Genomic DNA, 11,980 nt, shown 5'->3' with positions numbered 1-11,980 from the left:
CTCCATCTTCTGTCCTGAAATATCCCGGGGTCCGGGGCAGCGCCCCGGTTCCTGGATCCCCGGCGTCAGATATTCTCGGGCTGCGGCATCCCCAGCACGTGATAGCCGCCGTCGACCATCACCACCTCGCCGGTGGTGCAGGCGCCCCAGTCGGAACACAGCCACACCGCCGTGCCCCCGATCGCCTCCAGCGTGGCGTTGGCGCGCAGTGGCGCGTTGGCCTCGGTATGGCGATAGGTCTTGCGCGCGCCCCCGATCGCGGCGCCGGCCAGGGTCTTCATCGGGCCCGGGCTGATCGCGTTGACCCGGATCCCCTCGGGGCCCAGGTCGTTGGCCAGATAGCGCACCGCCGATTCCAGCGCCGCCTTGGCCACGCCCATCACGTTGTAGAACGGCGTCACCCGGTTCGAGCCGCCATAGGTCAGGGTCAGCACCGTGCCGCCCGCCTGCATCAACGGCCGCGACCGCCGCGCCACCTCGATCAGCGAATAGCAGGAAATATCCAGCGAGTTCTTGAAGTTCGCGCGGCTCGTATCGACGAAACGCCCGGTCAGCTCGTCCTTGCTGGAAAAGGCGATGGCGTGGACCAGGATGTCCAGCCGCCCCCAGCGTTCCGCCAGCTTGGCGAAGGCCGCGTCCAGCGAGGCGTCGTCGGTCACGTCCACGTCCAGCAGCAGGTCCGAGCCGACCGAGGCCGCCAGCGGCTCGACCCGCTTGCCGAAGGCCTCGCCCTGATAGGTGAAGGCCAGTTCCGCCCCCTGCGCGGCCAGCGCGCTGGCGATGCCCCAGGCGATGGACCGATCATTGGCGACGCCCATCACCAGCGCGCGCTTGCCCTGCAAAAGCCCCATGCTCATCCCCGGTATTTCGACATCACAAGCGTGGCGTTGGTGCCGCCAAAGCCGAAGCTGTTGGACAGGACCGAATCGAAATCCACCCCGTCGATGCGGCTGGTGGCGATTTCGCTGGCCGCGATCTCGGGGTCCAGCTGGGTGACGTTGGCCGAGGCGGCGATGAAGCCGTGCTGCATCATCAGCAGCGAATAGATCGCCTCGTGCACGCCGGTCGCGCCCAGGGAATGCCCGGTCAGCGACTTGGTGGAGCTGATCGGGGGCGTCGCGCCCTCGCCGAAGATGCGGCGGATCGCCTTGACCTCGCCGATGTCGCCCACCGGGGTCGAGGTGCCGTGCGAGTTGATATAGCTGATCCGCCGCCCCTCGGGCAGGGTGTCCAGCGCCAGCCGCATCGCCCGCTCGCCGCCCTCGCCCGAAGGCGCGACCATGTCGTAGCCGTCCGAGGTGGCGCCGTAGCCGGTGACTTCGGCATAGATCTTGGCGCCGCGGGCCAGCGCGTGGGACAGTTCCTCGAGCACCACCACGCCCCCGCCGCCGGCGATCACGAAGCCGTCGCGGGTGGCGTCATAGGGGCGCGAGGCGGTGGCGGGCGTGTCGTTGTACTTAGACGACATCGCGCCCATGGCGTCGAACAGGCAGGACAGGGTCCAGTCCAGTTCCTCGCCGCCGCCGGCGAAGACGATGTCCTGCTTGCCCATCTGGATCAGCTCGGTGCCGTTGCCGATGCAATGGGCGCTGGTCGCGCAGGCCGAGGTGATCGAATAATTCACCCCCTTGATCGCGAACGGCGTCGCCAGGCAGGCCGAGTTGGTCGAGGACATGCAGCGGGTAACCATGAACGGCCCCATCCGCTTGGGCGCGCCCTTTTCGATGACGATCTGGTGGGCGTTGAAGAAGTTCGAGGTCGACGGCCCGCCCGAGCCCATCACCAGACCGGTGCGCGGGTTCGAGACATCGCCCGGCTCCAGCCCGGAATCGGCCACCGCCTGCTGCATGGCGATGAAGTTCCAGGCCGCGCCCTCGCCCATGAAGCGCAGGTCGCGCTTGTCGACATGGGCGGCGATGTCGATGGTCGGGCGCCCCTCGACCTGGCTGCGGAAGCCCTTTTCCGCATATTCCGGCGAGAACACGATGCCCGAGCGGCCCGTGCGCAGGCTCTCGGTGACTTCTTCGGCGTTGTTGCCGATGGGCGAGACGATCCCCAGCCCGGTAATGACGACGCGGCGCATGATGCGGCCCTCCTGGGTTCAGCTCTCGGAAAGAGCGACCTTCATGTCCTTGACCTGATAGATAAGCTCGCCATCGGCCTCGACCGTGCCGTCGGCGACGCCCATGGTCAGCCGGCGGGTCTGCACGGCCTTGGTGAAATCGACGCGATAGGTCAGCAGCTTGCGGTCGGGGCGGACCATCCCGGTCAGCTTGACCTCGCCCACCCCCAGCGCATAGCCGCGCCCCTGCCAGCCGCGCCAGCCCAGGTTGAAGCCGGTCAGCTGCCACAGCCCGTCAAGGCCCAGGCAGCCCGGCATGATCGGGTTGCCGGGGAAATGGCAGGCAAAGAACCACAGCTCGGGGTGGATGTCGAACTCGGCCACCACATGGCCCTTGCCATGGGGGCCGCCGTCGGCCGAGATTTCGGTGATGCGGTCCATCATCAGCATCGGCGGCTCGGGCAGCTGGGCGTTGCCGGGGCCGAACAGCTCGCCCCGCGCACAGGCCAGCAGGTCGTCGCGGTCGAAGCTTGTCTGTTCCATCGCCATCCGGTCGCATCCTTGCCAGTTGTTCCGGCCGTCCCGCCGGGTTCCTGTCGCGTCTATCATCCGGGCCACAAACCCTGCAAGCAGCGCCCGCCCGCCAGACCCGGCCGGTGCTTGCAATATTGCGCCTTTCGCCCCGGCGCGGGCAGCATCAGGCAAGTTTTTCTGCGATTCACGGCCGAGTCTTGCGCAATTCAGTTGTGCCGCCGGGCGGTTTGGGGTTGTTTGCGCGCCGCAACGCCCCATTGGCGAGGAATGACATGACGCGTATCGACGAAAAACTGGAACCCATCCTGACGACGGTGAAAGAGCGCAACGCCGGCGAACCCGAGTTCCATCAGGCCGTTATCGAGGTGATGGAAAGTCTTGGCCGCGTGGTCGCCAAGCATCCGCAGTTCCTTGAGGAAGGCCTGATCGAGCGGATCTGCGAGCCGGAACGGCAGATCATCTTCCGCGTGCCCTGGATCGACGACAACAACCAGGTGCGGATCAACCGCGGCTTCCGGGTGCAATTCAACTCGGCGCTGGGCCCCTACAAGGGCGGGCTGCGCTTCCACCCCTCGGTCAACGTGGGGATCATCAAGTTCCTGGGTTTCGAGCAGACGTTCAAGAACGCGCTGACCACCATGCCGATCGGCGGCGGCAAGGGCGGGTCCGACTTCGATCCCAAGGGCCGCTCGGACCGCGAGATCATGCGGTTCTGCCAGTCCTTCATCACCGAGCTGCACCGCCACCTGGGCGAATACACCGACGTGCCCGCCGGCGACATCGGGGTCGGCGGCCGCGAGATCGGCTACATGTTCGGGCAGTACAAGCGCCTGACCAACCGCTACGAGGCCGGGGTGCTGACCGGCAAGGGCCTGTCCTACGGCGGCTCTCGCGCCCGCCCCGAGGCCACGGGCTTCGGGCTGGTGTTCTTCGTGCGCTCGATGCTCGAGGCGCAGGGCGATTCGATCGACGGCAAGACCGCGGTGGTGTCCGGCTCGGGCAACGTCGCCTGCTTTGCCATCAAGAAGCTGCAGGAATACGGTGCCAAGGTCATCGCCTGTTCGGATTCCGGCGGCTATGTGGTCGATGAAAACGGGCTGGACCTGGAGCTGGTGCGCGAGATCAAGGAAAAGCGCCGCGGCCGGATTTCGGAATACCACCGGATCAAGGGCACCGGCACCTATTTCGTCGAGGCCGGCAAGGGCCCGATCTGGGACCTGCCCTGCGAGATCGCGCTGCCCTGCGCCACCCAGAACGAGCTGAACGGCAAGCACGCCGCCACGCTGATCCGCAACGGCGTCCGCGTCGTGGCCGAGGGCGCCAACATGCCCTGCACCCCCGATGCGGTCGACGCGCTGCGCCAGTCGAACGTGCTTTACGCGCCGGGCAAGGCCGCGAACGCGGGCGGCGTCGCCACCTCGGCGCTGGAAATGCAGCAGAACGCCTCGCGCGACAGCTGGACCTTTGAACAGACGGTCGAGCGGCTGGACGAGATCATGACCAACATCCATGACGTCTGCGCCGAAACCGCCGAGGAATACGGCGCCCCCGGCGACTATGTGCTGGGCGCCAACATCGCCGGTTTCGTCCGCGTGGCCGAAGCGATGCGCGCCCTCGGCGTGGTCTGACCCGGACGGACTGCCCGGGCCCAAGGGCTTCGGGCGGTCCCAAATATCCTCGGGGGTGAATGACAGCCCAAAGGGCTGGCAGAGGGGGCAGACAGCCCCCTTTTCCCTGCGACCGTCAGAACCGGGTCAGAACCATTGCCCCGGCTCCATCAGCCCCAGTTCCATCAACTGCTGCGATTCCCAGCGGAACCGGACCGAGTTCCGCCAGGTGAAGTCGCGGATATGCTCGCGCGAACCGGGGTTGCGGGCCAGCGCCTTGGCCACCCTGAACGACGCCACCGCCGCGGTCAGGTTGTTGTGCCATGGGCAGGCATAGGTGTTGTATTCCTCGACCGAAAGCCGGTGATCGGGCAGCAGTTGCAGGGTCTTTTCGGTGCGAAACAGCGCGATGCGGTCGATGCGGCGGCGGTCGGGGGGCAGGTGCTCCTCGAACCGCCAGCGCAGCCCGCCATAGAAATCCAGCTGACGCTCGCGGAACCCGCCCTGCCGGTCGGGCCGCCCCAGCGCGTAATAGCCGGTGCGGTCGAACATCGCCTGCTCCATGCTGACCGCATCGGGATCGCGCGCGAGGTCCGGGGCGTAAAGATCGACCACATAGGTCAGCATCGCGCGGCGGCGTTCCTCGGCGTGAAAACCCAGCATCTCGCCGACGCTGCGGGTCTCGGAAAACGGATAGAACAGGAACTCGGCGTTATAGCCGTAATACAGCCAGCTGTCGGCGGGCGCGGCGGCGATCACCGCATTGACCGCGCGGGGCAGGGCGTCGCGGGCGCGGGTGTCGTGGATCAGGTTCAGCACCCGCCCCTTGGGATCGTCCAGCGGCGCCACCGGGGCCAGCGGCTCGGGCGAGAGCGCCAGGATCTTGCAGAACCCCAGTTTCAGGTGGTGGGCCAGGGTCGCGGCGACCTCGGTCTGGTCCTCGACCAGGATCACCGCGATCGGGCCGCGCTTCAGATGCTCGCCCGGGGCGGCCAGGAACCGCTGCAGCGGCACGGGCGCCGCCACGGCGGCGGACGTGGGGACCGCAGGCGCCTGCCCCCCAGGAGGAAGGGCGCGCGCCGCGTCCATCACCGCAGCACGGCCCGGACCTGTTCCAGCGCCGCGCGCAGCATCTGCGGGCTGCTGGCCGATGCGGCCACTGCCGCCTTCAGCGAATCGCGCTGCGCGGGGTCCAGGCTGCTTGAATCGATCAGCGCCTCGACCTCGGCGGCGTTGAAGCCCTCGGGGGTCAGCAGCCGGTCGATCTCGACCGCGGTGCGGCTGGCCGAGGCGGCCTCGGCCGCCGCATCCGCGGCCTGGCGCGCGGCGTCGCTGGCGGCTTCGGTGGCAGCGGCGGCGGTGTCGGGGGTGCCGGTCTCGGCCCCGGCTTCCGCCTGGGCGGCCGCGTCAGCGGCGGCGGCGGCGGCCTCGATGGCCGCCTCGGCCGCGGCCTGCGCCTCGCGCGCGGCGTCGTCCAGCACGGGGACGGGGGCGCTGTCGTCCCCGGTGGTCGCGGCCGCCTCGGCCGCGGCGTCGGCGGCGGTTTCGGCGGCATCGGCCGCGGCATCGGCGGCGCTGCCGGCGGCGTCCGCGGCCTCATCCGCGGCCTGCTGGCCCGCGGCCCCGGCATCCGGCTGCGGCTGGCCCTGCTGCGACTGCCAGTAGAACACCCCCGCCAGCAGGATCACGAGCACGAGAATCAGACCGGCCAGACGCGACATGAAACGAACCCTTTTCCGTCAGGAACCCTGCCCGGCAGCGCGGCGCTGCGGGCGCCGACTGTATCGCACAGCTTTCCCGTGGGGAAAAGCCGTCCCCGGCGGCCGCCGCGGGGGTGCAACCGCCGCGGGGGCCAGCGATATCCGGTTGAAACACAGGCCGGGGTTGATTATCTGACAAGCGTCATTTTCAGCGATAAAAGGACCACGCCCATAGCTCGCCGCCCGCACAACGCTCCGCCCACCCGTGATACCGGCCCCCGCACCAACGACCGCATCCGGGTCCCCGAAATCCGCCTGATCGGGGCGGATGGTGAAAACATCGGGGTGGTGACCCCGGCCCGCGGCATGGCGCTCGCCGAAGAAGCCGGGCTGGATCTGGTCGAGATTTCGCCCAATGCCGTGCCGCCGGTCTGCAAGATCATGGACCTCGGCAAGTTCAAGTACGAACAGCAGAAGCGCGAGGCCGAGGCCCGCAAGAAGCAGAAGACCATCGACGTCAAAGAGGTCAAGTTCCGCCCCGGGACCGACGACCACGACTATGACGTCAAGATGCGGTCAGTGAAGCGGTTCCTGGACGACGGCGACAAGGTCAAGGTCACCCTGCGCTTCCGCGGCCGCGAGATGGCGCACCAGAGCCTGGGGATGGAACTGCTGAACCGGGTCCGCGACGATGTGGGCGACGCCGGCAAGGTCGAATCCATGCCCAAGCTGGAAGGCCGGCAGATGGTGATGATGATCGCGCCGCGCTAAGGCGCCGTCCTTGTGGTTTCAGCGGCCCGCCCCCTTGGCGGGCCGTTTTCGTATCGGGAAGGGCATATGGAGCGGGTCGGCTGTATCGTGATCGGCGCGGGCGTCGTCGGGCTGGCGATCGCCCGGTCGCTGGCCCTGCGCGGGGTCGAGGTGGTGGTGGTCGAGCGTGAGGGCGCCATCGGCACCCACACCAGTTCGCGCAACTCCGAGGTGATCCACGCCGGGATCTATTATCCGCAGGGCAGTCTCAAGGCGCGGCTCTGCACGCGCGGGCGGGCGCTGCTTTACGACTATGCCGCTGCCCGCGGGCTGGCGCACCGCCGCTGCGGCAAGCTGATCGTGGCGACCTCGGCCGCGCAGCTGGCCGATCTGGAACGTATTTCCGCGCAGGCCACGGCCAGCGGCGTGACGCTGCAACCGCTAAGCGCCGCGCAGGCGCGGGCGCTGGAACCGGTGCTGGCCTGCCATGGGGCGCTGCTGTCGCCCGACACCGGCATCGTCGACAGCCATGCGCTGATGGCGGCGCTGCTGGCCGATGCGGAAGCGGCGGGGGCGCTGCTGGCATTGGGCACCGCTGTGACCGCGGTCGAGCCGGGCGCCTCGGGTTTCGTCGTCCACACCGAATCCGCGGGCGAGCCATTCGTGCTGGCCGCCGACCGTGTGGTGAACGCGGCCGGGCTGTGGGCCAGCGACATTGCCCGCGCCACGCAGGGGCTGGACCCCGCGCATGTCCCCGACACGCGCTATGCCCGCGGCAGCTATTTCGCCGCCCCCGGCCGTGCGGCGTTTTCGCGGCTGGTCTATCCGGTCCCCGAACCCGGCGGGCTGGGGGTGCATCTGACGCTGGATCTGGGCGGCGCCATGCGCTTTGGCCCGGATGTGGAATGGATCGACACGGTGGATTACCGGGTGAACCCCGCCCGGCTTGCGCATTTCGAGACCGAGATCCGCCGCTATTGGCCCGGCCTGCCCACGGGCACGCTGGCGCCCATCTATTGCGGCATCCGCCCCAAGCTTTCCGGCCCGGATCAGCCGGCCGCGGATTTCCGCATCGACGGACCAGGGGTCCACGGCCTGCCGGGGCTGGTCAACCTGTTCGGGATCGAAAGCCCCGGGCTGACGGCCTCATTGGCGATCGCCGAGACGGTGGCGGCGCTGCTGGACTAGATCCCGGCCTCGGCCGCGATCTGCGCGGCGGATTTGCGGCCGCGCTCGGTCGCGGATTTCAGCTGCCCGCAGGCGGCCATGATGTCCTCGCCCCGGGGCGTGCGGATCGGGCTGGCGTAGCCGGCCTTGTAGATGATGTCGGCGAAGGACTCGATCCGCTCCCAGCTCGAGCGCCGATAGGGCGCTCCGGGCCATTCGTTGAAGGGGATCAGGTTGATCTTGGCCGGGATGCCGCGGATCAGCCGCACCAGCCGGCGCGCATCCTCGTCGCTGTCGTTCACCCCGTCCAGCATCACGTATTCAAAGGTGATGCGCTCGCTGTTCGACAGCCGCGGATAGTCGCGCAGCGCGTCCAGCAGCGCCTGGATGTTCCAGCGCCTGTTGATCGGCACCAGCACGTCGCGCACCGCGTCGGTGGTGGCGTGGAAGCTGACGGCCAGCAGGCAGCCGATTTCCTCGGCGGTGCGGGCGATTTCCGGCACCACGCCGCTGGTGGACAGGGTGATGCGGCGGCGCGACAGGCTCAGCCCCTCGCCGTCCATTACCACCCGCATGGCGTCGCGCACGCTGTCGAAGTTGTACAGCGGCTCGCCCATGCCCATCAGCACCAGGTTGGACACCAGCCGGGTTTCATCCTTGGGCGCACCGGGTTCGGGCCACTCGCCCAGATCGTCGCGGGCCACCATCAGCTGGCCGACGATCTCGGCCGCGGTCAGGTTGCGCACCAGTTTCTGCGTGCCGGTGTGGCAGAAGGAACAGGTCAGCGTGCAGCCGACCTGGCTGGACACGCACAGCGTGCCGCGCCCGTCCTCGGGGATATAGACGGTCTCGACCTCGTGCCCGCCATTGATGCGCAGCAGGTATTTGCGGGTGCCGTCCTCGGAGACCTGCCGGGTCACCACCTCGGGCAGGGCGATCTCGAACCGCTCGGCCAGCAGGGCGCGGTAATCCTTGGCGAGGTTGGTCATCTGCGCGAAATCGCGCACGCCCCAGTGATAGACCCACTGCCAGATCTGGCCGACGCGCATCCTGGCCTGCCGGTCCGGGGTGCCGGCGGCGATCAGCGCCTCGCGCAGGGCCTCGCGGGTCAGCCCGACGATGTTCTGCCGCCCGCCCTCGGGCGCCTTGCGGGGCAGGGTCAGCAGATCCTGCACCACCGGCGCGGCCGGGGTTGGCGTCTGGGGGGCGGCGGCGGGCGAGGTCATCGGGCTATCCATGGGCGGCTTTGGGTCGGGCGGGAAAACGGGACGGGGCCGCCCACAGATGGGGCGGCCCCGAGGTCGAAACAACCCATAGCACGGGCGGGGCTGCGGCGCAGCCCGGGAATCACTTGCAGTTGTCGCGGGCCATGTTGCTCATCGCGGTCAGGCCCATCAGCGAAAACGTGTCGGTGGTGCGGGTGCCGCGGGTCGAGCGGCCCTTGACCACCGCCTCGCTGCCGCCGCGCAGCGCCGCGATCAGCTTGGCATCCTCGTCGGGCGAGCCGGTCCAGGCGTTCTCGCCCTCGGTGAACAGCTTGAAGGTCTGGCCGCCGACGGTGACGTCCACGGTCGAATCGGGGGCGAAGGGATAGCCGCCCTGGAACGAGACCTCGCCCCCCTGGCCGGGGCGATAGGCGATATACAGGCGGATGTCGCTGCGCGTCACCTCGCGCGGGTTGCCCTCGGCGTCGGTGTTGCGGGTCGATTTCGGGGGCGAGACGGTCCAGCATTCCTTGGGGCTGTCGCCGATAAAGGCGGTCCAGTCGTTCTGGCTGCCCAGCACCCGGGGCTCGGCCGCGAACGCCGGCGAGGCAAGCGCCGTCAGCGTGGCGGCCACAAGGCCGAGGTTGAAGATGGAATTCGTCATGCTCGAGCCCTCTTGCTGGCCCCGGTTAAGGCCGGGTTGTCACAAAGGTGGTCTTGCCACCGTCCGGGTCATAGATAACCGTAAACCCCGGGCGGGCAAAAGCCCCGCGGGCAGGAAATCGCGCATTTGTCAAAGGTCTGACCCCATGGCAGCCGTCGAAATGGTGGAATTGTGGCGGGGCGGGCTGAAGGAAAGCGTCCATCGCGGCCACGCGGTGGTCTGGGACCGCGGCGGCATGGTCGCGGCCTGGGGCGATCCGGCGGCGGTGATCTTTCCGCGCTCGTCCTGCAAGATGATCCAGGCGCTGCCGCTGGTGGAAAGTGGCGCCGCCGATGCGGCGGGGCTGGGGCCGCGGCAGCTGGCCCTGGCCTGCGCCTCGCACAACGGGGCGGCGCTGCATGTGGGCGCGGTGGGCGACTGGCTGCACGGGCTGGGGCTGGCAGAGCCGGACCTGCGCTGCGGCGCGCATATGCCGCAGGACCCGGCCGAGCATCGGCGGCTGCTGTGTTCGGACCAGCCACCCTGCCAGCTGCACAACAACTGCTCGGGCAAGCACGCGGGGTTCCTGACCTGGAACCGCCACCACCGGGGCGATGCCGACTACCACCTGCCCGAGCACCCGCTGCAACGGGCCATCGCCGCCGCCACTGCCGAGGTCTGCGACGAGACCCCGGCCGGTTTCGGCATCGACGGCTGTTCGGCCCCGAACTTTGCGGTCTCGATCGCCGGGCTGGCGCGGGCGATGGCCGGGTTCGCCGCGGCGAGTGAGGGCGCGCGGGGGCAGGCGCAGCGGCGGCTGGTGCAGGCGATGCTGGCCCACCCGGAACTGGTCGCGGGCGAGGGCCGCGCCTGCACGGAACTGATGCGCGCCATGGGCGGCCGTGTCGCGGTCAAGACCGGGGCCGAGGCGGTGTTCGTCGCCATCGCGCCCGAGCGCGGCCTTGGCATTGCGCTGAAGATCGAGGACGGCGCCACCCGCGGCTCCGAGGCCGCGATCACCGCGCTGCTGGTCCATTACGGGCTGCTGGACCCGGCGCATCCGGTGGTGGGGAAATACCTGCGCCGGCCGCTGCGCAACTGGCGCGGGGTGGATGTGGCCGAGCGCCGGCTGGCCGCGGCATTCCCGGGACGGGGCTAGAGCATCTGCCACAGCAGCCGCGCCGCCAGCGCGGTCGAGGTCACCACCAGCAGCGGCTTGATGATCCGCGCGCCGATCCGCAGCGCCAGCCGCGCCCCCAGCGCGGCGCCGAGAATCTGCCCCGCGCCCATCAGCAGCCCGGCCAGCCACACCGGATGCCCGCTCAGCGCGAACACCGCCAGCCCGCCCAGGTTCGAGGAAAAGTTCAGCAGCTTGGTATGGGCGGTCGCGCGCAGCACTCCGTGCCCGGCCAGCATCACGAAACCCAGCATATAGAACGCCCCGGCGCCCGGTCCGATCAGCCCATCGTAAAAGCCGATTACCGGCACCAGCGTCAGCCCGAAGATCGCCGGTGACAGCCGCGCCGCGCGGTCAAGGTCGTTCAGTCCCGGCTTCAGCGCAAAGAACAGTGCGATCCCGATCAGCACCACCGGCAGCGCCAGTCGCAGCACCTCGGTCGGCAGTGCCGTCACCAGCGCCGCGCCGGCGCCGCCCGCGGCAAAGGCCAGCGCGGCGGTGGGCAGCTGCCGGCGCAGGTCGACCAGCCCGCTGCGGGCATAGCTGACCGCCGCGGTCGCGGCGCCGAAACTGCCCTGCAGCTTGTTGGTGGCCAGCGCCTGCCCGGGGGTCATGCCCGCCAGCATCAGCACCGGCACGGTGATCAGCCCGCCGCCGCCGGCGATCGAATCGACGAATCCCGCCGCGGTGGCGGCCGCCACCAGCCCGGCGATCAGCGACAGATCCATGAAGCGCCTAGTTCAGCCCGTATTGCAGCGGATAGCGCCCGTCCTCGAACTCTCCGAAACGGGCGGTCAGCTCGGGGTGTTCCAGCGGCTCGCCCGAGGCATCGGGGACGAGGTTCTGTTCCGACACATAGGCGACGTAATAGGTCGCCTCGGTCTCGGCATACAGGTGGTAATAGGGCTGGTTCTTGGACGGGCGGCAGTCCTCGGGGATGGACTGATACCATTCCTCGGTGTTGGCAAAGACCGGGTCCACGTCGAAGATCACCCCGCGAAACGGGTGGTCCCGGTGGCGCACCACTTGTCCGATATTGTATTTCGCCGTACGCATTCCCGGCCGTCCCGCAGTCGATTCCAAAGGAACTATTAACCCGCAAGTGCCTGCGAGTAAATCGCTCCGCGGGCACGAA

At 69.0% G+C, this 11,980-nt stretch carries 13 protein-coding genes; 4 read left to right on the top strand and 9 right to left on the bottom strand.

Annotation, left to right across the window (positions count from 1 at the left end; genetic code table 11):
- Window positions 1–65 precede the first annotated feature (65 nt).
- From RSP45_RS09150 to fabA, 3 genes are read right to left on the bottom strand one after another with little or no spacing between them, the layout of a single operon-like run.
- Window positions 66–851 (bottom strand): enoyl-ACP reductase, encoded by a 786-nt coding sequence (locus RSP45_RS09150; RefSeq protein ID WP_415394035.1) that lies wholly within the window; start codon window positions 849–851, stop codon window positions 66–68.
- A 2-nt stretch (window positions 852–853) separates the two neighbouring features.
- Window positions 854–2,083, bottom strand: coding sequence for a beta-ketoacyl-ACP synthase I (fabB, locus tag RSP45_RS09145; RefSeq protein WP_415391674.1), 1,230 nt, complete (start codon window positions 2,081–2,083; stop codon window positions 854–856).
- An 18-nt stretch (window positions 2,084–2,101) separates the two neighbouring features.
- Window positions 2,102–2,611 (bottom strand): bifunctional 3-hydroxydecanoyl-ACP dehydratase/trans-2-decenoyl-ACP isomerase, encoded by a 510-nt coding sequence (fabA, locus tag RSP45_RS09140; RefSeq protein WP_073068033.1) that lies wholly within the window; start codon window positions 2,609–2,611, stop codon window positions 2,102–2,104.
- A 257-nt stretch (window positions 2,612–2,868) separates the two neighbouring features.
- On the opposite strand from fabA, the gene gdhA reads away from it, so the two are divergent.
- On the top strand, window positions 2,869–4,224 hold the full coding sequence (gene gdhA / locus RSP45_RS09135) for an NADP-specific glutamate dehydrogenase (RefSeq protein WP_415391673.1): 1,356 nt from the start codon (window positions 2,869–2,871) through the stop codon (window positions 4,222–4,224).
- 126 nt (window positions 4,225–4,350) lie between these two features.
- Here the strand turns inward: gdhA and RSP45_RS09130 are convergent, their stop codons facing one another.
- Both RSP45_RS09130 and RSP45_RS09125 read right to left on the bottom strand, forming a co-directional pair.
- Window positions 4,351–5,229 (bottom strand): glycosyltransferase family 2 protein, encoded by an 879-nt coding sequence (locus RSP45_RS09130; protein WP_415391672.1) that lies wholly within the window; start codon window positions 5,227–5,229, stop codon window positions 4,351–4,353.
- A gap of 62 nt (window positions 5,230–5,291) precedes the next feature.
- Window positions 5,292–5,924, bottom strand: a complete 633-nt coding sequence (locus RSP45_RS09125) for a hypothetical protein (RefSeq protein ID WP_415391671.1) — start codon at window positions 5,922–5,924, stop codon at window positions 5,292–5,294.
- A gap of 183 nt (window positions 5,925–6,107) precedes the next feature.
- Here RSP45_RS09125 and infC point away from each other — a divergent pair, with 183 nt between their 5' ends.
- Together infC and RSP45_RS09115 are read left to right on the top strand one after the other, a co-directional pair.
- Window positions 6,108–6,674: a translation initiation factor IF-3 gene (gene infC / locus RSP45_RS09120; protein ID WP_415394034.1), complete on the top strand. Its 567-nt coding sequence runs from the start codon at window positions 6,108–6,110 to the stop codon at window positions 6,672–6,674.
- A gap of 66 nt (window positions 6,675–6,740) precedes the next feature.
- Complete coding sequence (locus tag RSP45_RS09115) at window positions 6,741–7,841, top strand: NAD(P)/FAD-dependent oxidoreductase (RefSeq protein WP_415391670.1); 1,101 nt, start codon at window positions 6,741–6,743, stop codon at window positions 7,839–7,841.
- Here the strand turns inward: RSP45_RS09115 and rlmN are convergent.
- Window positions 7,838–9,046 (bottom strand): 23S rRNA (adenine(2503)-C(2))-methyltransferase RlmN, encoded by a 1,209-nt coding sequence (gene rlmN, locus RSP45_RS09110; RefSeq protein ID WP_415394033.1) that lies wholly within the window; start codon window positions 9,044–9,046, stop codon window positions 7,838–7,840. The two genes, RSP45_RS09115 and rlmN, sit on opposite strands and share 4 nt — an antisense overlap.
- A 121-nt stretch (window positions 9,047–9,167) precedes the next feature.
- A complete protein-coding gene (locus RSP45_RS09105; protein WP_073068025.1) occupies window positions 9,168–9,689 on the bottom strand; it encodes an invasion associated locus B family protein in 522 nt (173 codons plus the stop codon).
- A 145-nt stretch (window positions 9,690–9,834) separates the two neighbouring features.
- On the opposite strand from RSP45_RS09105, the gene RSP45_RS09100 reads away from it, so the two are divergent.
- Window positions 9,835–10,827: an asparaginase gene (locus tag RSP45_RS09100; RefSeq protein ID WP_415391669.1), complete on the top strand. Its 993-nt coding sequence runs from the start codon at window positions 9,835–9,837 to the stop codon at window positions 10,825–10,827.
- Here the strand turns inward: RSP45_RS09100 and RSP45_RS09095 are convergent.
- A complete protein-coding gene (locus RSP45_RS09095) occupies window positions 10,824–11,573 on the bottom strand; it encodes a TSUP family transporter (protein ID WP_415391668.1) in 750 nt (249 codons plus the stop codon). The two genes, RSP45_RS09100 and RSP45_RS09095, sit on opposite strands and share 4 nt — an antisense overlap.
- 7 nt (window positions 11,574–11,580) lie before the next feature.
- A complete protein-coding gene (gene hspQ, locus RSP45_RS09090; RefSeq protein WP_073068019.1) occupies window positions 11,581–11,901 on the bottom strand; it encodes a heat shock protein HspQ in 321 nt (106 codons plus the stop codon).
- Window positions 11,902–11,980 lie beyond the last annotated feature (79 nt).

Origin of the sequence: Paracoccus sp. SJTW-4 (genome assembly GCF_047716885.1) — a bacterium.
GTDB classification, from domain to species: domain Bacteria; phylum Pseudomonadota; class Alphaproteobacteria; order Rhodobacterales; family Rhodobacteraceae; genus Paracoccus; species Paracoccus solventivorans.
This window is presented reverse-complemented; position numbering and strand designations above follow the sequence as displayed.

Excerpts from the sequence above, each read along its gene's own strand:
- RSP45_RS09100 (WP_415391669.1), top strand. The coding sequence starts at position 9,835 with ATGGCAGCCGTCGAAATGGTGGAATTGTGGCGGGGCGGGCTGAAGGAA.
- RSP45_RS09115 (WP_415391670.1), top strand. The coding sequence starts at position 6,741 with ATGGAGCGGGTCGGCTGTATCGTGATCGGCGCGGGCGTCGTCGGGCTG.
- rlmN (WP_415394033.1), bottom strand. The coding sequence starts at position 9,046 with ATGACCTCGCCCGCCGCCGCCCCCCAGACGCCAACCCCGGCCGCGCCG.
- RSP45_RS09125 (WP_415391671.1), bottom strand. The coding sequence starts at position 5,924 with ATGTCGCGTCTGGCCGGTCTGATTCTCGTGCTCGTGATCCTGCTGGCG.
- fabB (WP_415391674.1), bottom strand. The coding sequence starts at position 2,083 with ATGCGCCGCGTCGTCATTACCGGGCTGGGGATCGTCTCGCCCATCGGC.
- gdhA (WP_415391673.1), top strand. The coding sequence starts at position 2,869 with ATGACGCGTATCGACGAAAAACTGGAACCCATCCTGACGACGGTGAAA.
- RSP45_RS09150 (WP_415394035.1), bottom strand. The coding sequence starts at position 851 with ATGGGGCTTTTGCAGGGCAAGCGCGCGCTGGTGATGGGCGTCGCCAAT.
- fabA (WP_073068033.1), bottom strand. The coding sequence starts at position 2,611 with ATGGCGATGGAACAGACAAGCTTCGACCGCGACGACCTGCTGGCCTGT.
- hspQ (WP_073068019.1), bottom strand. The coding sequence starts at position 11,901 with ATGCGTACGGCGAAATACAATATCGGACAAGTGGTGCGCCACCGGGAC.
- RSP45_RS09105 (WP_073068025.1), bottom strand. The coding sequence starts at position 9,689 with ATGACGAATTCCATCTTCAACCTCGGCCTTGTGGCCGCCACGCTGACG.
- RSP45_RS09095 (WP_415391668.1), bottom strand. The coding sequence starts at position 11,573 with ATGGATCTGTCGCTGATCGCCGGGCTGGTGGCGGCCGCCACCGCGGCG.